19 protein-coding genes are annotated in these 20237 nt (G+C 65.6%); 12 read left to right on the top strand and 7 right to left on the bottom strand.

All coding sequences use genetic code 11. The features are described 5' to 3' along the window. The first annotated feature begins 250 nt into the window (after positions 1-250). Complete coding sequence (locus tag R0145_RS14905) at positions 251-1558, top strand: choice-of-anchor G family protein (RefSeq protein ID WP_317837657.1); 1308 nt, start codon at positions 251-253, stop codon at positions 1556-1558. Positions 1559-1925: 367 nt separating this feature from the next. Here the strand turns inward: R0145_RS14905 and R0145_RS14900 are convergent, their stop codons facing one another. From R0145_RS14900 to R0145_RS14880, 5 genes are all read right to left on the bottom strand, one after another. Beyond that, positions 1926-2639: an SDR family NAD(P)-dependent oxidoreductase gene (locus tag R0145_RS14900; RefSeq protein WP_317837656.1), complete on the bottom strand. Its 714-nt coding sequence runs from the start codon at positions 2637-2639 to the stop codon at positions 1926-1928. 66 nt (positions 2640-2705) lie between these two features. Then, positions 2706-3497 carry an SDR family NAD(P)-dependent oxidoreductase gene (locus R0145_RS14895; protein ID WP_317837655.1) on the bottom strand — a complete coding sequence of 264 codons (792 nt, stop codon included), beginning with the start codon at positions 3495-3497 and terminating at the stop codon, positions 2706-2708. Next, on the bottom strand, positions 3497-4846 hold the full coding sequence (locus R0145_RS14890; RefSeq protein ID WP_317837654.1) for an MFS transporter: 1350 nt from the start codon (positions 4844-4846) through the stop codon (positions 3497-3499). Before R0145_RS14890 ends, R0145_RS14895 begins: the two co-directional genes overlap by 1 nt. A 69-nt stretch (positions 4847-4915) precedes the next feature. Continuing rightward, positions 4916-5971: an asparaginase gene (locus R0145_RS14885; RefSeq protein ID WP_317837653.1), complete on the bottom strand. Its 1056-nt coding sequence runs from the start codon at positions 5969-5971 to the stop codon at positions 4916-4918. Further along, positions 5913-6362, bottom strand: a complete 450-nt coding sequence (locus R0145_RS14880) for a hypothetical protein (protein ID WP_317837652.1) — start codon at positions 6360-6362, stop codon at positions 5913-5915. The genes R0145_RS14885 and R0145_RS14880 overlap by 59 nt, the downstream gene beginning before the upstream one ends. Before the next feature lie 291 nt (positions 6363-6653). Between R0145_RS14880 and istA the strand changes: the two genes are divergently transcribed. Further along, a complete protein-coding gene (gene istA / locus R0145_RS14875) occupies positions 6654-8216 on the top strand; it encodes an IS21 family transposase (protein ID WP_317836541.1) in 1563 nt (520 codons plus the stop codon). Further along, positions 8213-8965: an ATP-binding protein gene (locus tag R0145_RS14870; RefSeq protein ID WP_317836542.1), complete on the top strand. Its 753-nt coding sequence runs from the start codon at positions 8213-8215 to the stop codon at positions 8963-8965. The genes istA and R0145_RS14870 overlap by 4 nt, the downstream gene beginning before the upstream one ends. Before the next feature lie 113 nt (positions 8966-9078). Here the strand turns inward: R0145_RS14870 and R0145_RS14865 are convergent, their stop codons facing one another. Beyond that, positions 9079-9975 carry a polysaccharide deacetylase gene (locus R0145_RS14865; RefSeq protein ID WP_317837651.1) on the bottom strand — a complete coding sequence of 299 codons (897 nt, stop codon included), beginning with the start codon at positions 9973-9975 and terminating at the stop codon, positions 9079-9081. A gap of 192 nt (positions 9976-10167) precedes the next feature. Between R0145_RS14865 and R0145_RS14860 the strand changes: the two genes are divergently transcribed. The 4 genes from R0145_RS14860 to R0145_RS14845 all read left to right on the top strand — a co-directional run bounded on the left by R0145_RS14860 (position 10168) and on the right by R0145_RS14845 (position 13480). Further along, positions 10168-11211, top strand: a complete 1044-nt coding sequence (locus tag R0145_RS14860; protein WP_317837650.1) for a LacI family DNA-binding transcriptional regulator — start codon at positions 10168-10170, stop codon at positions 11209-11211. 274 nt (positions 11212-11485) lie between these two features. Further along, on the top strand, positions 11486-12019 hold the full coding sequence (locus R0145_RS14855) for a hypothetical protein (RefSeq protein ID WP_317837649.1): 534 nt from the start codon (positions 11486-11488) through the stop codon (positions 12017-12019). A gap of 115 nt (positions 12020-12134) precedes the next feature. Next, positions 12135-12923 (top strand): hypothetical protein, encoded by a 789-nt coding sequence (locus tag R0145_RS14850; protein WP_317837648.1) that lies wholly within the window; start codon positions 12135-12137, stop codon positions 12921-12923. Positions 12924-12934: 11 nt separating this feature from the next. Continuing rightward, positions 12935-13480: a hypothetical protein gene (locus R0145_RS14845; RefSeq protein WP_317837647.1), complete on the top strand. Its 546-nt coding sequence runs from the start codon at positions 12935-12937 to the stop codon at positions 13478-13480. Positions 13481-13496: 16 nt separating this feature from the next. On the opposite strand, the gene R0145_RS14840 is transcribed toward R0145_RS14845, so the two are convergent. Then, positions 13497-14870 carry a hypothetical protein gene (locus R0145_RS14840; RefSeq protein WP_317837645.1) on the bottom strand — a complete coding sequence of 458 codons (1374 nt, stop codon included), beginning with the start codon at positions 14868-14870 and terminating at the stop codon, positions 13497-13499. A 280-nt stretch (positions 14871-15150) separates the two neighbouring features. Here R0145_RS14840 and R0145_RS14835 point away from each other — a divergent pair, with 280 nt between their 5' ends. The 5 genes from R0145_RS14835 (at position 15151) to R0145_RS14815 (ending at position 20179) form a co-directional block, all read left to right on the top strand. Further along, on the top strand, positions 15151-15405 hold the full coding sequence (locus R0145_RS14835) for a hypothetical protein (RefSeq protein ID WP_317837644.1): 255 nt from the start codon (positions 15151-15153) through the stop codon (positions 15403-15405). A 131-nt stretch (positions 15406-15536) separates the two neighbouring features. Then, positions 15537-16391, top strand: coding sequence for a hypothetical protein (locus R0145_RS14830; protein ID WP_317837643.1), 855 nt, complete (start codon positions 15537-15539; stop codon positions 16389-16391). 374 nt (positions 16392-16765) lie between these two features. Further along, complete coding sequence (locus tag R0145_RS14825) at positions 16766-18133, top strand: hypothetical protein (RefSeq protein WP_317837642.1); 1368 nt, start codon at positions 16766-16768, stop codon at positions 18131-18133. 13 nt (positions 18134-18146) lie between these two features. Next, positions 18147-19499: an IS256 family transposase gene (locus R0145_RS14820; RefSeq protein ID WP_411742036.1), complete on the top strand. Its 1353-nt coding sequence runs from the start codon at positions 18147-18149 to the stop codon at positions 19497-19499. Between the two features lie 32 nt (positions 19500-19531). Continuing rightward, positions 19532-20179, top strand: coding sequence for a M15 family metallopeptidase (locus tag R0145_RS14815; RefSeq protein WP_317837641.1), 648 nt, complete (start codon positions 19532-19534; stop codon positions 20177-20179). Positions 20180-20237 lie beyond the last annotated feature (58 nt).

Raw genomic sequence — 20237 nt, 5'->3', positions numbered from 1 at the left:
GGCTCGATCGGCGAATTCTTGCCGATCGAGCCCGAACAGGAGTGCCGTCTGGGGAGGCCCGGGCGCTCCCGGTGTGACGCCCACGACTCCCAGCTGCTGCGCCCGGGGTCCCGACTGCTGCCGCGTCCCAAGACGCGGCACGTTCGGTGTGGGCCGCCATGAACGCGGCGCGGTAATGAACCTTCGTGCGGTAGATTCCGGGCTTGGTTCATAGTCCGTCCACAGTGTCTTCCCACGGGGGGTAGCTTGCATGTCTGACCCAACGCGCGACCCGGAGACTTCCGGCACCGCAAACACAAACAAAGATCCGTTCCGCAAGCCCTCGCGGCGAGCCGTCGTCGTCGGTACGGCGTGGGCGGTTCCGGCCGTGATCGCCGCGAACGCGGCACCGGCCTGGGCGGCCAGCCCGCACGACTTCGTCCCCTGCTCCAGCGGCCACATCTACCAAACGGTGGGTCGAGGCCGGTTCCTCAGCGGCTCGCTCCTGGGGACCAACCTCGACACGCTCGCTTCGGTCAACGGGATCGTCGTCTCCAACGACGGTCACGGCGTTGTCACCCCCACGGCGTGGGGCAACACTTCCGGGTTCTCGGCCACGCCAGTCAGCGGTGACGCCTACGCGTACGCCGCCCCGCTGAGCATCAGCGCGCTCAACGCTGCGTTGAATATCGGCGTTGGTCCCATCTCACTGCCTGTCAACACACCAGTGGGCCTCGTGAACCAGTACGGCCGAGCCGTGCAGAACGGCTTCTCCGCAGGTGCCAGCGGTGCAGTGAACAACAATGGTGTCATCCAGACGGATAACAACGGTGCCGCGTGGCCGGACCTCGCCACCCTCGACCTCAAGACCCTGGTCTCCTCGGTCAGCGGAGGGCTCGGCACGCTGGTGGGGGGCCTGACGAACCTCAAGCTGGTGATCGGTGCGGTGGCCGCTCGGGCCACCCTGGACGCCTGCGCTGCCACTCCGGCGACTCGCCAGTACTTGGTGTCGTACGTCAAGCTGGTTGTCGGAACCGGGCTTCTGGGGGCGGTGATCAGTGCACTTGGCGCGCTCCTGTCGGGTGTCACCACCATCACAGATCCCGACAATCTGCTCTCGATCAATACGACCTCTGGCGAACTCACCATCGACCTTGGCGCCCTGGTGCAGAATGCATATCCGGGCAGTTACAGCAACAAGCTCAATGGTCTGGCCCCGAACACCGCCCTGCTCATCAACGACCACGTCATTACAACGCTGACCGATGCCCTCGTAGCCGCCGTGCTGAGCATCATACCTGGTGGCGTTCTTTACGACGTTTTGCGTGCCACGGTCACCGGCCTTCTCACTCCGGTCGTTTCTCTGCTGAGTAGTCTTTTGGGTGGCCTCTTCAGCACCACCGACGGTGTCGTGAACATCGTTCTCAACGCCCAGAACTCTGGCGGCCCGTCGGACTTCCCGGTGACTACCGGTGCGTACGATGTGGCGGCCCTCTGGCTCACTGTTCTCCCCGGCGTCGCCAACGGTGTCAATCTGTATCTGGCTCGCGCATCCGTCGGTCCGAACCCGCAGGTTTGATCCCGTTCGGGTGGGGCACGCCCACAGGGTCGGCCCCACTCCGCAATGCTGTCACATCGGCCTCGACCGGCGAGCCATCGCCGGTCGAGGCCGGGCATTGGTCCGGCACCTTCTTATCGACGCCCTTGGCCGCGCTGTCCATGTGCCATGAAGCGGCGCTTGCCGACTGGACTTCACCTGTGGCGATCTCGGCGGCGCTCGATCTGTTTCTCCGAGAAGCAGATCTCGAACAGGGAGCCCTTGGAGGGGAATAGTCCTCCTCCGAAGGCTCCCTGACTGTCACTCCGTCAGTATGGAATGTCCGGCTGCCGACACACTGTCAACTATGTTCTTTCACCGGTGCCGGCCCAGTGCGGACGGACGTTCGCTACGGCATGACGTCCCCGGCATTCGGATGCAGGGTCTGCCCGGCATAGAGGTTGCCTGATGGTGACGACGCGAGCAGCAATGCCGACACCGCCACCTCCTCCGGATCACCGAATCGGCCGATCGGGAGCTCCTGCGACTTCGCCTGCTTCCACTCCTCGGTCATCCCGTCCGTCAGGGGCGTGACGATCGGTCCGGGGGCGATGCAGTTGACCAACACGCCCCTGGGGGCGAGCTCCAGTGCAGCGGACTTCGACAAGGCGATCACGCCGGCCTTCGCTGCGCTGTAGTGCGCCACCTCGACCCCACCCTTGATGGCGAGCTGCGAGGCGATCGTGATGATCCGCCCCTCTCCCTGAGGAGCCATCACCCTGGCCTCTTCCCGGAGCAGGAGGAACACGCCGGTCAGATCGATGTCGATGACCCCCTGCCATTGCTCCAGTGTCATCTGGTTGACCAGCGACTGCGTCAGGATCCCGTGGGAGTTGACGGCCACATCGAGTCTTCCGCCGCCGTTCTGAGTCGCTGCGGCGACGCATCGTACGACCGAGCGCTCGTCGCGCACATCCAGGAGGACCGGGTAGGTCGTGCCGGTGATCTCCTGGCATGCCCTGGCGAGGCCTTCTTCATCAATATCGGCGAGGGTGACCACGGAGCCGAGGGCGGCGAATTGATGGGCGATCGCCCGGCCGATGCCGCTGGCGGCGCCGGTCACCAGGACCGATTTCCCGGCGAGGTCGTGGAAAGGCAGCTGAGTGGCCTCTGGGTTCATCTGCTCCTCCTATTCCCGCATGACGACGGTGAGTCCGCCGTCCACGATGAGCTGCTGTCCGGTGACATAGCCGGCCTCCTGACTCAGCAGGAAGCGGATCACCCGCGCGGCCTCCCGGACGTCGCCGACGCGGCCCCACGGGATGAACTCGCCGGCCGCGCGGAGGCCGTCGGGTCCCAGCGAGTTGACCGGATCGGATGACTGCGGGGACTCGATCAGTCCGGGGATCACCGAATTCACGCGGATGCCTCGGGGCGCGCCCTCGAGAGCGGCGGATCTCACCAGCCCGAGGACGCCGGCCTTGCTCGTGGCGTAGTGCGCGTGGGAGGCCCAGCCGTAGACCCCGCCGGCGATCGAGGAGACCGCGACCATGGAACCTCCGGGCTCCAGGCGTCGCAGCCCCTCGCGGATCGTCCGCATGACGCCGTACAGGTCGACCTGGAGCATCTCGTCCCATTGGGCGTCGGACATGGAGTCCAGCGGATGGTTCCTCAGGATGCCTGCGGCAGCCACCACATGGCTCACCGGTCCGAAAGCTTGTTCCGCTTGGTCGAAGATGTTGATGACCTCCGCCGTGTCACCCACGTCCGCGGGCACGACGAGTGCTCGGGATTCGACGGATTCGATCTGGCGGACGGTGGTCTGCGGGTCGTGGGGATCGCCCGGAAAGTAGGGGATGACCACCCGGCAGCCCTGGCTCGCGAGGAGTACGGCCAAGGCCTGCCCAATGCCGCTCGCGGCGCCGGTGATGACGGCGACGGAGTCCGCGAACTCGGCGTAGACGTCCGGAGACCTGCGCATCAGTGCCGCACCGCCTCGACGTGCTTGGCACCGAGGACGAGCAGGCCGGAGAGCACCATGCCCCCGGCGCCCACCCAGAGCGCTGCCGTGCCCAGTCCGGTCCCGGAAGCGACCAGCCCGGTGAGCGCTGCCGAGGCGATGATCGTGCCCGGCTGTCCCATGGAGGCGATGAAGCTCGAACCGGTGCCGCGGACGCGCGACCCGAAGCACTCCGCCTGGTAGAAGAGGATCGCTGCGTACGGGCCGAGAAGGAAGAACAGCGTGCCCATGTAGGTGATCATCGTGAAGGCGATGTTGCTGGGACCGAGGACGAAGGCTGCCCAGAACCCACCCGCCAGGATCCAGCCGAGGATGATGACCTTCTTGCGTCCGATCTTGTCACCGAGCCATCCGTGGAAGATGTATCCCATGGCGCCGACAATGTTGGACAGGACGACAATGAGCAGGGAGTAGTTCGCCGAGACGCCCTTCACCCCTTCGAGCATCGTTGTGCCGAGGATCGACGTCGTCGAGATACCGAAGTAGTTCACGATCCAGGCGAGCGAGAGCACGATCGTGTTTCGCCGGTTGCGGGCATCGAAGATCTCGCGGAGGGCGCTGCCCTGCTTGAGGGTGATGCCGAAGTTCGTCGCGATCTCCTCCGCTTCGGCCTTCCGGCCCTGCTTCACCAAACCGTCGAGATACCGGTGGAGTCGATACTGCGGGGTCTCCTTGATCCCCTTGCGGAGCAGCAGGACGAAGAGTGCCGGGACGGTGGCGATGATGAACGACAAGCGCCAGGACCCTTCCCCGAAGATGCCGTTGATCCCGGCGATGAACGCGGCAGCGAGGAGGGCGCCGATGGGCCATCCGGTCTGGACGAAGCTGTAGATGAAGCCGCGGTTGCGGCGGATCTTCTCGGACTCGGCGAGGGCAAGGACCTCGTTGAGGTAGGTCGCGTTGACCGACTGCTCGGCCATGCCGAATCCGGACAGCGCCCGGAAGCCGACGAGCGAGGCCATGCCGGTCGAGATGCCGGTGAGGAAGGAGGATGCGGCCGCGCCTCCGACGGTGATCATCATGCCGCGCCGGCGTCCGATCCGATCGACCACGAGGCCGACCAGGATCACCACGATGAACACGCCGATCGAGACGAGCGTGTTGGCGAGGAGTGCCGTGGTCTCGCTCCAGCCGAAGCTCTCCTTGATCCTCGGCAGGAGGGTGCCGAACAGGATGAAGTCGTACACCGCGAGTGTCCACGCGAAGAACGCCAGGGTCCCTCCACGCCTCACCTCGCGGGTCGGGATCTTTGCGAAACTGCCGGAGCTGAGGTCAAGTCCGTCGGGCGCAAGGGTTTCCTTGATTGTCATGGTCGTTGGTCCTTTCTTACCTGGTTCTCATCTGGTCGTGAATACTCGGGTGATGTCTGCCGGGGCCGGTCAGCATGCTGCGTATGCCTCCCGGATCTCCTGGGGGCCTGCACTCCGGGACAGCAGAATCCAGAGCAAAATTCGGGCCTGCAGGCCGTTGAGTGTGCCGCTCGGGACGAGGCCGTGGCGGCGAAGATCGGTCTCGCTGCCGGGGAATCCGTAGGTCCGTTCCAGGACCGACCCCTGACCCGTCCGCGAGCTGAGCACCACTGGCATCCGGCCTGCGATTCGCTCGATGGTGGGCATCTGCCATGCCGGCACATGTCCGCCGCCGAATCCTTCGATCACGAGGCCGTCGAAATCGCCGTCCTCGATCATCCGGAGGATGTCGTCGGAGTCGCCGAGGGAGCAGCGGTAGAGGGCCACCTTGGGGTCACCGGCTCCATAGCGTTGGGGGTCGCTGCGCCGCGGTGTGCTGAACAGTCGTGGTGTCCCCTCGGTGACCATCCCGATGGCTGTCCCCGCGGTCGACACAAAGGCGTCGACCGCGCTGGTGTGCGCCTTGCGAACGGCGCCGGCGGCGAACACCTCGTCGTTCATCACGACCAGAGGGCCGAGCCCGACGAACGCCGGGTCGCTCGCGACGGCCACGGCGGTGCGAAGATTCCTTGCGCCGTCGGCGCCGATCTCGCCCGGGTTGCGCATTGCGCCGGTCAGCACCACCGGAGTCGTTCTGTCCCACACCGAGTTGAAGAAGAACGCGGTCTCCTCCAACGTGTCGGTCCCCTGGGTGATCACGATCCCGTCGACGCCTTCCCGGGCGAGATGAGTGACTCTCCCGTGCAGCGTCCGCAGGAGCCGGAAGTCGAACGAGGAGCTCGCCAGTTGCGAGATCTGCTCGGCTACGAAGGCCACCCCATCCGTCTCGGGATGTGCTGCGGCGATCAGGTCCTCCGCCGTCAGGCTGGGCGTCACCCCCGCTCCGGCGGACGCCGGTGTGCTCGAGATCGTTCCTCCGGTTGCGAGGTACCCGATGGTTTTGTGTGCTGTCTTGACATTCACTTGGTCAACTCCGAATCGTGAGTTCGGATCCCTGGGGCGCATCGCGGGCGAGGTCCGCTGCACTGTGCACGGCTTCTCCGTCGTGCCAGACCGACAGCCGCCCACCGGGTGTCACGACGCGATAGCGCTCATGTGCTCCTGACGCCGGAGGGTCCCGCCGCCGGCTGGAGATCCAGATCCCGAACGCGGCCCATCCCGTGTCGTCCAGCTGGACTGCCGTCGTCGTGCGCCGGTCCTCAGGGATCCGTTCTGATGATGTGTGCGCGGCGAGCATCCTGATGACGGCCTCCTCCTGGAGCGACCGGTCGCTCAGAAAGTGGTCGATAAGCCCGTCGAGCGAGGTGTGGCGCGTGCACCGACCGGTTGCCTGCCTGACCAGCCAGGATCGGGTCTGGGGGTCGTACACAACCCGGTGTCGCCTCGCGTCGACCAGTGGCGTCAACAGGGCTGCCACCGCCGTCCTCACCCTGAGCCGCCCTCGGGCGCTGTCCTCGATCCCGGCCGTGAACCAGTCCTGGGCTGATCCGCCCGCCGCGCACATCCCACACATGATCGATCAGTAGTCAGCGGGCCGCTGATCGCTGCCGTGAATATTCGGCCTCAGGGGCACCACCGGTAGTGGGTTCGAGCGCCACCGTCCGGGGCAGGGATTATTCGACGTGAGCGCCGGGGTTGGCGTGGTTCGGCGCCGCCCTGTCAGGCTCCTTCTGCCATGCGCCTACCGCATGGCAGAAGGAGTATCGCAATGGTACGAAGGATTCAGGCGAAGTCCGTGCTTCGCCTCCGGGCCGAGGGCCTGTCAGGGCGAGCGATCGCCGCGTCCCAGCAGATGTCGCGTCACAGCGTCGCGGCGGTGATCGACGCTGCTGATCAGGCTGGGGTCGGCTGGGATGAGGTCGCCGACTTGACTGATGCCGAGGTCTACTCGTTGTTGTTCCCGGGCCGGGACGAGCACGTGAGTGTGTTCAGCGAGCCGGACTGGGCCCGGGTGCACCGGGAGTTGGCGCGGGTCGGGGTGACGCTGCGGCTGCTGCACGCCGAGTACGTCGACGCCACGACGGGTGCCGGGGGTGTGGCGATGGGCTATGACCGGTTCTGCAAGTCCTACGGCCGGTATCTGCTGGTGACCGGCGCGTCCTCGCGGGTCGGTCACAAGGCCGGCAGGACTGTCGAGGTCGATTGGTCGGGCCCCACGATGCGCCTGGTCGATCCGGTGGCAGGGACGTCGCAGCGGGTGTATCTGTTCGTGGGGTGTCTGCCGTTCAGCCGGTATGCGTTCGTGGAGCCGACCGTGGACATGCGTCAGGACAGTTGGCTAAGGGCGCATGTGGCGATGTTCGAGTTCTTCGGCGGTTCGGTGCCCCGGATCGTGTCGGACAACCTGAAGACCGGCGTGATCACCCACCCCCGTGAGGGTGAGATTGTCCTGAACGACGCCTACCGAGAACTCGCCGCGCACTACTCGGCGGCCGTGCTGCCGGGGCGGGTCCGCAAACCGAAGGACAAGGCGAGTGTGGAGAACACGGTCGGCAACATCGCCACCGCTGTGATCGCCGCGCTGCGCGAGGAGACGTTCACGACCCTGACGCAGTTGCGGGCCGCGATCCGGGAACGGCTGGCCGACTACAACGCCACACCCTTCCAGAAGCGCGCAGGCTCACGGACCTCGGTGTTCACCAGCGAGGAGGCGCCGCTGCTGCGCCCGCTGCCGGTCGTGGCGTTCGAGATCTCCCAGTGGGTCCGGGGCCGGCGGGTCGGCCGCGACGGGCACGTGGTCTGGGCCAAGAATCGCTACTCGGTGCCGTTCGTCCACATCGGGACCCATGTCGACCTGCGGATCAGCGACACCACGCTGGAGGTCTGGCGCCACGACGAACGCCTCGCGTCCCACCCGCTGCTGGCGGCCACGGCGGTCAACCAGTACCGCACCCGGCCCGCCGACCTGCCCGACGGCAAGCCCTGGCGAGAATGGGATCCGGACCGGGTCAGGGCCTGGGCGGGCCGCATCGGCCCCGACACCACCACCGTCGTGGATCGGATCTTCGCGTCCGTGACGATCGAGGAGCAGGGCCTGAATGCGGCCCTGGCCGTCCTACGCCTGTCGCGGCGCTACTCGGCACCGAGGCTAGAGGCCGCCAGCCGGATCGCGCTCACGGCGGGCATCCGAACACCGCGCTACGCCCACCTGGCCCCGATCCTGGCGACCGGGCAGGACAAGACCCGCCCCGACCACACCCCACCACCGCGCGAGAGCGCCGACGCCGGGTTCGTTCGTGGGGCCGACTACTACGCCGGAGGATCCCGATGAGCGCCCTGGACATGGAGACCAAGCGCAAGCTGCGCGAGATGGGCGTCGGCGACCTGGCCGACGCGCTCGAGGCCCAGGACGACGCCCTCACCATGGATCTGCCGTTCGCCGAACGGGTCCGGCTCGCGGTCGACGACGCGCACGGCGCGTTCACCGATACCAAGGTCGCCGGCCTGATCCGCCGGGCCGGGCTGCGTTACCCGAACGCAGACCTACGCGCCCTCGACCTGATCGAACAACGCGGCCTGGACCGCACTGTCCTGGCCGAACTGGCGACCTGCCGGTTCATCACCGCCAACCGCAGCGTGGTCCTGGAAGGCTTCACCGGCTCGGGCAAGTCCTACCTCGCCTCCGCGCTGGCCCGCAACGCCTGCCACCACCGGATCCGGGCCCACGTGATCCGGATGCCCGACCTGGTCGAGGCCTGGACCCTGGCCCGCGACCAGACCCAGGGCGCCACCAAGTTCCTGCGCAAGTACGCCGCGTTCAACCTCCTCGTGCTGGACGAGTGGCTCCTCGACCAGCCCGACGAGGCCACCCGGACGATGCTGCTCGAACTGATGGAACGCCGCCACGACACCGGCTCGACCGTGTTCGCCACCCAGTACCCCAAGAAGGACTGGCACCAGCGCCTCGGCGGCGGAGTCCGCGCCGACGCGATCATGGACCGGATCGTCCACACCGCGATCTGGATCAACACCGGACCCATCAACATGCGAGAACGAGCGGCCCAGACCCAGACCCTCTGACCCCACGCTGAGCGCCAGCGGCACCCACCCACCGCCGCTGGCGCTCACCCGCACCAACCGGTGGCGCCCAAGCCCGATAACCGGTGGCGCTCAACGTCAATAACTGGTGGCGCTCAACCCTCCAAATACTCACTGCCGAAGGGGAAGCGTTGCCTGAAGTCGTCGGCGATCTCGCCCATGGTGACGAATTCGACGCCTTCGAAGCCCTTCATGTACTCGATCAGGCGTTCGAGCATGAGGAGCACCTGAGGTCGGCCGGAAACGTCGGGGTGGATCGTGATGGGGAACACCGCGTAATCGAGCTCGCGATACACCCAGTCGAACTGGTCCCGCCACAGATCCTCGATGTCCCGCGGCGACACAAAACCGTGCGAGTTCGGCGAGGACTTGATGAACATCATCGGAGGAAGGTCGTCCACGTACCAGTTTGCAGCCACCTCGACGAGGTCGATCTCCTTGCCGAACTCCAACGGCTTCATCCAGTAGTCGGGTGACTTCGAGTAGTCGATGGGTGTCCAGGTCTCGCCGACTCGCGAATACCACGGCACGAAGTCCTTGTGCGACTGCGAGTGGTCGTACGTGTAGCCGAACTCCTTCAGCACGGTCGGGGTGTAGGAACTCATCTCCCACCAGGGGGCCGTGTATCCCCTGGGCTGGGTGCCGGTGAGCTTGACCAGAAGCTCGGTGGCCTTCTCGACGACCGCGTGCTCCTGGTCCGGGGTCATGGCCACTGGATTCTCGTGGGAGTAGCCGTGTCCGCCCACTTCGTGCCCCTGATCGACGATCATCCGGCACTGCTCGGGGAAGGTCTCCAGAGAGTGCCCGGGGATGAACCAGGTGGTGCGCAAGTCGTGCCGGGCGAAGAGCTTCAGCAGACGCGGAATGCCGACCTCCCCGGCGAAGATGCCGCGCTGGATGTCATTCGGCGAGTCGGCGCCTCCGTAGGAGCCGAGCCAGCCGGCGACCGCATCGATGTCGATCCCGAACGAAACGTAGATCCTCTTGGTCACGTTGCCTCCTTGCTAGTGTGCAAACGTTTGTGCCTTGAGCGTACGGCTCGGTCATTACCGGAGAGTTTCGCGGCGTAACAACCTGATCCGTGGCTTGCGAGCAATGCGGAAACATGTTGCAATGGTTTGCGTGAGAGGTGCAGCGGGTGGCGCGGTCGCGGTGCCGTGCGGTGACATCGGAGGGGGAGTGCGGTGACCAAGGAACATCCGGTGAGGCGACCGGAGTCGCCCCACTCGGTGACGCTCAAGGACATCGCGCGCGAGGCCGGCGTACACGTGTCGACCGTCTCGCGAGTGTTGAGGCAGAAGGAACCTGCTCGCGGATGGACACCGACCGCGGTTCAGGTGCGGGAGATCGCTCGGCGCCTCGGGTATCGTCCCAACTCGCTGGCGGCCGGTCTGCGTACGAGCCGCTCGCACTCCATCGGGCTTCTGATGCCGCGTCTCACCGACACGGTCATCGCGACGATCTGCGAGTCGATCGAGGCGGCGGCGCGGTATGCCGGCTACCAGACACTTCTCACCTCGCCACCTGACACCATGAACGCCCAGATGGAATCTTTGGACTTCTTGCTCTCGCGACAGGTCTCGGGGATCATCGCAACCTCGCTTCACCGCGATGATGCGCTGTTCATCTCCAAATTGCGGAGTTTGCCGATCCCTTTCATTACCGCGAACCGACATGTCGGTGACAGCATCCCGGCGGTGGTCAGCGATGATTTTGAGGGGGGACGCAAAGCCACTGAATACCTCATTCATCTCGGGCACCGCCGTATTGGTATCGTGGCGGGTCCGCGACACGCCTCGACCGGCTACGACCGATTGCTCGGGTATCGCAGGGCGCTCGAGGAGTCCGGACTGGAGATCGACGATTCCCTTGTGATCCATTCCGAGTGGGAGGTCGAAGGAGGTGTACTCGGAGCGCACACCCTGCTCGCGCTCGCCGATCCGCCGACGGCGATCTTCGCCGTCAACGACACGGCGGCGGTAGGGGTCATGGGCGCGGCACACCAGCGCGGCCTGTCGATCCCGGGCGATCTGTCACTCATCGGCTACAACGACATCCCGATCGTCGCCCAGCTGCCGATCCCCCTGACCACTGTCAGGTCGGATCTCGGTCAGATGGGCTCGACCGCGGTGCACACGCTCATCCGTGCGATAGAGGGCGGAGCCCTGACCAGCGTGAAGCTGCCGGTGTCACTGATCATGCGGTCATCCACCGCTCCGCCTCGCTAAAGCCGAAGCGCTGAACTCCCTCGATGCACGGCTCGCGGGGGGTCGATAGGCGTCCGAGTGGGTCGTGGCCTCCCCCTGCCGCGCGACGCCGGCCGTCGCAGCAGTGGCGCCCACTACGCCGGTGCGCCCTACGGGGCCCGGTAGCCCGCTTGGGTCCGCAAGTGAGCGGCCAGAAACAATCGGACGCCTATCTTGTCCGCCCCGTGAGTCGTCCGTCTTGGTCCTCCAAGGAATGGGTGATGGCAGTGTCTGTGTTCCCTCGTAGGGTGACAGCATGACTGATGGCACCGGTTGGCTGACCAAACCGCTCATGTTTCTGTCCTCCTACGCGCCGCTGTTCGTAATCTTGACGCTGCGCTTCCAGGGCGTCTGGCTACGTGTGGTGTGCGGAATCATTGCGGTGGCGGGAGTCGCTGGGTTCCTGCTCGTCATGCATTTCCAGCGCGCCGGGCCACTGGGCACCCACGTCCTGGCCGAGACAAAGGCGGCCGGAGCCGGGGCATCCAGCTACCTTGCCGGTTATCTGTTGCCCTTCGTGACCATTGCGAGCCCCGGCCCGTTTGACCTGGTTGCGTATGGCATCTTCTTTGTCGTCGCGTACGCGGTGAACGTCAGGACTTCCGTCATCGAGGTCAACCCGACGTTGTTCCTGCTCGGATGGACTGTCTACTCAGTCGCCGACGAAGCAGACTTCCGCGGGCACCTGATCAGCAGGAGAAGGGTGACGGCGGGCGCTACAGTGAGAGCGTTCCGTATGACGAGCGACATTCTGCTGCTACAGGAGGTCGTTCCCGAACCCCCTTCGTAGACAGGAGCCGGTGGTGTCCTTGGGGCTCCCCTCCGCCGAAGGACCGCTGCACTTGGTGGTCGGGTGGCGGACCCGCTCAGGTACGAGGGCTCTTTTGGTCAAGACCTCCGCTGCCGTGAACGAGGCCCTGCGGGCACACGCCCGAGCCGCCATTGATGCGTTGACAGACCCGGCACCGTACGCCCCCGACGCGGATATGGAGGACTTCAGCCACCTCGAAGTCGTCAGCGCCGACCTTGAGGACACCGATCTGGCCGAGAGTATTCGTGTTGGTGCGTCGCTGCCACTGGCGACCGTCGATGAGCTTCGGTCAGGGCACGTTAGGTTTCACGCTGCCCTGGTGGGAGAGGGAGACGACGCGACGATCTTCATCCGGAAACGGTCCCCGGTCCAATCGGCCACGGCTTCCGTAGTGGCGACCCTGTTCAACAGCGCACTGGATCGCGTGACGACACCGCTGTTCGCCTTCGATGACCGGTATGACGCGATTATCACCCCCGAGACGGTCTATGTCCTCGACAAGACGGCATTCGAAGGGTTGTTCAAGAGTTCGCCTGCGGTGTTGGCCACGATCGGGGAGAAGGTCGCTGCCCTTGCCGTGGCCGTTCCCATGACGGAGGGGAGCAGCGAAATCTTGGAGGGGGCGTTGCAGCGTAACCAGTACCTCCGCAGGAAGTTCTTCGCCACTTCCGGACGTCCCTACCTTCCGACCATCACCGCCGACATGCTGCGTGCCGAGATCATACGCAGCGGTGGTGACCCGGCTGAGTTCATGGACGGTGATCAACTGATGATCACCGCCAAGAACATCAAGATGGTGCTCCAGATCCTCAATGAGGATCTGTTCTCTGGCGTCTTCTCTCAGGCCCACTATGCCGCCAGCAGCAAGCGAACGCTCCGGTGAGGTGATGGCGATTGTCGACCTTGCAAGAGCGGTTGGATGTCTGGCGGCGGACCAAGAACTGGGTGGCGCTGGGCAACCTCGGTGAACAGGTCACCATGCGCCTGTTGGAGTCGCTCGACTACACCGTCCTGGGGACCCAGGACGACTATGTGGGCATGGTGCCGGATGTGCTTGGCGAGGGAGTCCGGGCTCATCCGGAGGACTTCCTTGTGATCGGCCCTGACAGTCGCCTGATGACGGTGAACAGCAAGGCATCAGCCAGCCCGCGCACGTGTCGGTTCACGGCGAACGGTGACCTCACCACGCCGCGTCTGGCGCACGGGCAGGGCACCACGGCCTATTCCACGCTGCGCGGGAACCTCGTCTCGCCACTGGATGGCAACACGTACGCGCAAGTGGTCAAGGTGGATCTGGTGCATCTCAAGGCGCAGATCTTCGAGATCGACGAGGTGGGCAAGCTCTCAGCTGTGGGCACGACACCATACGACATCGATCATCTCGTCGTCGATGTCCTGGCAGAGCACCCGGCCGACATGCCTCCGCCCTCGGTGCGGTGACGACCACCCGAGACGCTCAAGGGATGAAGACGAACGGGGCCCCGCGATCACGTAGCCAGCGCAGCGCCGGCGCAGCCACCACCGGATCCGCAGACACTAAGGAAGCCTGGACGGCAGCAAGGCCCTCCCAGGGGTGCAGTCCTTGTGACTCCAGGTGACTGAGGATGCGAACCGCCAGGTCGATCGTGATCTCCCACTTTTCGAGAGATCCCCATGCGGCGTCAGGGACCCGCAGGGGGAGGTGCCACTCGTCCGATGGCATTCGGTCGAGCGCGGTGTCACGTGACCGGCGCCAGGCCTCGACAGCATCGGTATCGGAGTGGGTCCATCCCGGCTGGAGCACACGGCTTTGCGCGGTGGAATGAAGTAGGTCGTTGTCTTCCACCAGACGTACGTGCAGCAGCTGCGGGGCGCACGGTGCGTCACGAGGAGCCCAGGGGTTGGCCGGGTTGTCGGGGTCCACCTTTGCCGCGTGGAACCAGACTCTGCGTTCCCCGGGGCTTCGAAGCAACCCGTCGTGCATGAGGTTGCGTTCGTCGGTACTGGGATTGAACGTGGGACTCGGGTTTAGGCCCCTCGCCAGATCTGTCGTGGAGGTGAGTCCGTAGCCGAGCACGAACGCCAGCATTCCTGCCACGTATCCAAGCCAGGTGTTTGCGACGGTCGAGGAAACCACCACAGCAGGCAACCCGAGGTGCGGATGCGGGATCCGCGGGAGACGCGGCGCGTCGAGATGACGGAGGTTCCACATGCTGATATGCGGATCCGAAGTGCTGGTCAGTGCGGCGGTGGGGTGTGACCATCGCGGCATCGTGATGCTCGGGAGCGCGTGCACTCGCCGCAATGCGGGACCTAACGCATTCCAGACCTCGCTATCAGTGACTGCTAGCCCGTCGAGCCTTCGGATGTCAACCCGATCGGACACATGGATCCGGTTCGCTTGGGCCGTCATCGGTCCGGCTAGGACGGGCCAGATCGCGATGCCGTACGTCTGAGACTCCGTGACCGCTCGGGTCAGCGACACCACTCCCCGGTCGTGATCGGCCGCTGCGAGCTCCTTCTCACGCTCCCCGATCTCCGTCTCCAGACGTTCGAGCGTCAGTAGGCGTTGTACCAGCGTGGTGTCGACCCTCCCGGTCCAGTTCGATAGCCGACCGAGTACCTCGTGGTCTGCGTTGGCGGGCCACAGGCCGTAGAGCCGGATCATCACCAGTGGGTCGTAGCCGTCGAAGTGGCGGACCAACTCATCCGAAGAATCGTCATCACGCATGCCCAGGGCGCGGGCTGCTCGTTGCGCGAGGTAGATCGGAAGTAGTATCTTGCCGCGGCGGTAGTCGGAGACTTTCTTCTCATCGACGTTGGGATCTCCGTCCCGAAGGATCGCAGCCATGGCGCCGTTGGACATGCGCCGCGCAGTCATGGCGTTGTCGAGCGCGAGCGCAACGCGGTCCCTGCGTTCTCTCTCCGCTCGGCTTCTGTAAGAGCCTTCCCCCCCAGGAGTCTCCACCGGGGAATCATAACAGACTCCGATTTCAGATTCGGATTTTGCACTGTCGATCCCGAGGTCCTCCAGCTTGATACTGGAGTTCCCGGGAGAGATCGACCGGTCTTCCACACGGCTACGGCCGTCTCCCTTGGAACGGCCTCGCGGCCACGAAGAAGGAGGAGTCATGGGATGGTGGTCCGACAACGGAGATGAGCCCACGCTCGGCTCGGTGAACGGCGAGCACGACGTGTGGTTCAAGGTCAATGACGACGGCGAGAGTCTGATCTCGGATGCGTCCAACGATCCCGACAAGTTCAACAGCACCGGCCAGTACGGCACGGACAGCTACCAGCGCGGTCAGCACAACCACTACGGCTCGGGCGACGGCCCGAACGACAACGCCGCCGATCGCGGTTGGTACACCGGTCCCGGCCACTGATCACCCCTGATGCGGGCGAGGTCCCTGCGTGGGTCCTCGCCCGCATCATCTCCCCGCTGGGAGAGAGGATTTCCTCTTCCGCGCGACCCACACAGGTTCCTGACCGTGAGTCGTCTCCCGTCCAGCACGACATGAAGAGGACGATCATGAACAAGCTCAGATGGCTGGCCGTGCCCATCAGCCTGATCCTGGCTGTGGCGGGCCTGGTCGCGGCGGCACCTGCCGCGCACGCCGACGACATCCGACATTTTCAGGTGGCGTTCACCAACGGGCTGGGGGTACGACTGCGAACCGCGGCACATGTCGATGCCCCGGGCGTCGGCGTGGATGGGAAGTACGGCATCCCGGAAGGCGGCTGGTTCCCCGCCGAGTGCGAGGAGTACGGCGACTCGGTGACCAACGTCTATGGCGAGACCTCCAACATCTATCTGCGGGCACCCGGAGGTCTCTATGTCAGCTCGGTATGGCTCAACACCGGGACGAACTCCAGAGTCGGGCTTCCGCTGTGCAGTGAGCTGGACGCGGCGCTCTTGGCGTCGGTGACCCCCAAGAAGGTGTCCGACTATCAGCGTGAGGGACGAGGTGTCGTCATTCTGGCAAACCCGGAACACACGTCGGCCCGCGCGTACTTCTCCAAGGCGAAGACGAAGGAGGCAGCTGGAGTTTTCAACTCGGCGAACAATCGACTCTTCTGGAGCGGCACGCTGCTCTGCGCGGTGGGAGGGGCCATCATCGGTGTAGCCACCGCAGGTGGGTCGGTTGTTGTGGAGACTGTCGGCGGTGCTGCGTTGGGGCTTGGTGCCGACATTGGGTGCAGCGCTGCTACGAACGCTCTGACCCCGGAGGAATTCACTCGGGGGATGGGGGCAGCCAACGCCGCCGCCTCCGCCGACAAGTGCCTCGAGGTCAGGATGCACAAGGACTCGACTGACAAGTGGGTCTCGGACACCTGGACCGTCACAGACCACGGTGACTATTGCAGCTGACTGAGCAACGCCGCAAGATCCGAAGGGGGAGGTGTGAAGCGAGGCTTCGCACCTCCCCCTTGCCTGCTTTGCGTCCGGCCCGCGTCTGAATGCGTGTGTTTGCCGCGATCCGGAGTCTCGTGGATCCGCCGGGCAATGACGCTCTGATCCGGGTGCTGCGGAAGTACCTCGTTGCGTCGTACGGCACGACTCGCGAGCTCAGCCTTCTGTCGATCCCTGCCAAACGGACGAAATCTGTGCCCAACGCCACGCAGTGAGCTATCCCACATCGCCATCTGGTCTGCCCCTCCACTGGCAGCCGATAGCGTCACTGCCGGTACACAGGTACCTGTGAAGGGGGGAACGGGCGGTACTTCTGCCGCCCGCACATCATCATGAACCGTTTTGCGTCCTCAGGGCTGCTCTTGGCGGCCGTCACGATCGTCCTGGGTGCTCTGGGCCCGGCGCCCGCGCTGGCCGCCCCGACACCTACCGCGGTCCCACCGGCCACCACCGCTCCGGCGGCTTCCGCGTCGGCCACGCCCACCGCGTCCACCAAGCTGGCGCCGCTCAAGGCCGCGGTCGCCACCCCGACACCGACCCCCACTCCTGCCGCCACGGCGACGCCTACCCCGCAGACCACCGGCGAGCAGGCGATGGCTGCGAAGGCCGCCTCCGACGCCGCGGTGCTGGGCGCGCCGACCGGGCCGCTGGAGTGCGGGCTGACCGGCGGCGGCGGCTGCCGCCAGCAGTACCAGCTGGCCACCCTGCTGTGGTCACCCGACACCGGGGCGTACTGGACCCGCGGCGCGATCCGCGACCGGTGGAACCGGAACGCGGCCCAGGACGGCTTCCTCGGCTACCCGACCTCCGACGAGTTCTGCGGCCTGGCAGGCAACGGCTGTGGGCAGCACTTCACGGGCGGTGACGTCTACTGGAGCCCCGCCACCGATGCTCACTTCCTGACCGGTGAGATCCTCGCGAAGTGGAACTCCACCGGTGCCCAGAAGGAGTTCCTGGCCTATCCGACGTCTGACCAGTTCTGCGGCCTGGCAGGCAACGGCTGTGGTCAGCACTTCCAGGGCGGTGAGATCTACTCCTCCCCGGCAAGCGGGACCCACTTCGTCCGCGGTGCGATCCGGGGCAGGTGGACCGACAACAACTGGGAGAACGGCTTCCTCGGTTATCCGACCTCGGACGAGTTCTGTGGCTTGGCCGGCGGCGGCTGTGGCCAGCACTACCAGGGCGGGGAGATCTACTGGTCCCCGACGACCGACGCGCACTTCGTTCGCGGTGCCATCCGCGGCACCTGGACCGGCAACGGTTCGGAGGCCGGCTTCCTCGGTTATCCGATCTCCGATGAGTTCTGTGGCTTGGCCGGCGGCGGCTGTGGTCAGCATTACCAGGGCGGGGAGATCTATTGGACCCCGGGCCTCGACGCGCACTTCGTTCGGGGTGCCATCCGGGGTGTGTGGACCGGCAACAACTGGGAGAACGGTTTCCTGGGCTACCCGACTTCGGATGAGTTCTGTGGTCTGGCCCAGGGCGGGTGTGGTCAGCACTATCAGGGCGGGGAGATCTACTGGTCTCCGGCGACCGACGCGCACTTCGTCCGGGGCGCCATCCGCGAGGTGTGGACCGGCCGGGGCTGGGAGAACGGCCCCCTGGGCTACCCGACCTCCGACGAGCACTGCTCGTCATCCTCCAGTTGCGCCAGCAGAGGGTGTCAGATGGTTTGTGTGAGGGAGGGTGCCCTCGTCTGAAGGAGACGACACTATGACTATGGCTATTAGCCCGGAACGTGCTGAGCGGCGTCGGGCTCAGAAGGAGCTCGCTGACCAGTTGAAGGCGTCCGGGGCGATGGATGAGATCTTCGCCAAGATCGATGCTGGTGAGCCGTTGACCGGTGAGGGTGGCCTGTTGGGCAGCATGCTGAAGGCCACCTTGGAGCGGGGCTTGGAGGTCGAGCTGACCGACCACCTGGGCTACGAACGTGGGGACCCGGCGGCGGCGATGTTCGACAACTCCCGCAACGGCACCAGCTCCAAGACCGTGACGACCGAGGTCGGAGACATCGAGTTGGCCGTGCCGCGGGACCGGCAGGGCTCGTTCACCCCGATGCTGGTCGCGAAGGGCCAGCGCCGCCTGGACGGCATCGATGGGATGATCATCAGCTTGTACGCCGGCGGGATGACGATCCGTGACATCCAGCACCACCTGGCCTCGACGCTGGGTACCGAGTTGTCGCACGAGACGATCAGCAAGATCACCGATCAGATCGCCGAGGAAGTCCTGGCCTGGCAAACCCGGCCGCTGGAAGCGTTGTACCCGGTGATCTACCTCGACGCGATCGTGGTGAAGGTCCGCGACGGCGGGCACGTGCGGAACAAGGCCGCTCACATCGCGGTCGGCGTCGACCTCGATGGCGTCAAGCACGTCCTGGGGATCTGGGTCCAAACCACCGAAGGGGCGAAGTTCTGGGCGTCGGTGTGCGCCGAGCTCGCCAACCGCGGGGTGCGTGACGTGCTGATCGTGTGCTGCGACGGGCTGACCGGGTTCCCCGACGCGATCGCGGCAACCTGGCCGTACGCGACCGTGCAAACCTGCGTGGTGCACCTCATCCGCGCGTCGATGCGGTTCGTCGCCTACGGCGACCGCAAAGCCGTTGCCGCAGCGTTGAAGCCGATCTACACCGCCGCGAACGACGACGCCGCGCTGGAAGCCCTGGCCGCGTTCGAGGACAGCAGCCTGGGCCGTAAGTACCCGGCGACCGTGAAGACGTTCACCGACGCGTGGGAACGGTTCACACCGTTCCTGGCGTTCCCGCCCGAACTGCGCCGGGTCATCTACACCACGAACGCGATCGAGTCGCTGAACTACCAGCTCCGCAAGGTCACCAAGAACCGCGGACACTTCCCCAACGACGCCGCCGTGGTCAAGCTGCTCTGGCTGGCGATCTGCAACATCGAGGACAAACGCGCCCGCGACCGCGCCAAAGAGAAAGGCCTACCCGCCGGCAGGCGCAAAGCATCCGGCAGGCTCGTCGAAGGCCAGATCGTCACCAACTGGAAAGCCGCCCTCGGCCAACTCGCCATCGCCTACCCCGACCGCATCAACCCCTACCTGTAACCACCAATCGGAAACCGCCTTACACAAACAACTTGACAAGCTCCGCCAGCAACTTCCAGCACGGCACCGTCTCGTGGACCCGCGCCGGCAGCACCGCGATCACCTGGGACCTGCACCCGTCGGTGCGCCAGACCACCACCGCCGATGTTGCCTCCACCTACCGCGCCGGCTGCCCGGTGGGGCCGGCCCAACTGCGCACGATCGACCTGGACTACCGCGACTTCGACGGGAACCTGCGCCGCGGCCAGATCATCGTCCGCGACAGCGTCGTCAACGACGTCATCTCCGCCTTCAGCAAGGCGTACGGTTCCGGCTACGAGATGCGCCAGATCACCAATCCGAATGCCTTCGGTGGTGACGACCCGACTCAGATGGCGGCCGACAACACGTCCGGGTTCAACTGCCGGGCGGTGGTCGGCAACCCGTACTCCCAGAGCCCCCACTCGTACGGCACCGCAGTGGACGTGAACACGGTGGAGAATCCCTACCGGGACGGCAACGGCACCTGGTGGCCCGGCAACGGCAGCCAGTACATCCTCGGCGGGGTGCAGGACCGTCTGCAGACCGACCCGGCAGTGCTGCGCACCGACTCGACGCTGACCCGCGCCCTCGAGGGCAGCGGATGGTTCTGGGGCGGCCGCTGGAACCCGGGCCGCGACTACCAGCACTTCCAGAAGTAGCCCCACCGGCGACAGGCCCGGGCCGCAGGGACGGCCTCGGCCCGGTCCTGTCGCCCAG

The organism is Raineyella sp. W15-4 (assembly GCF_033170155.1).
Taxonomy (GTDB): domain Bacteria; phylum Actinomycetota; class Actinomycetes; order Propionibacteriales; family Propionibacteriaceae; genus Raineyella.
Note: the sequence above shows the minus strand (reverse complement) of the source record. Positions and strands in the feature narration are given on the sequence as shown.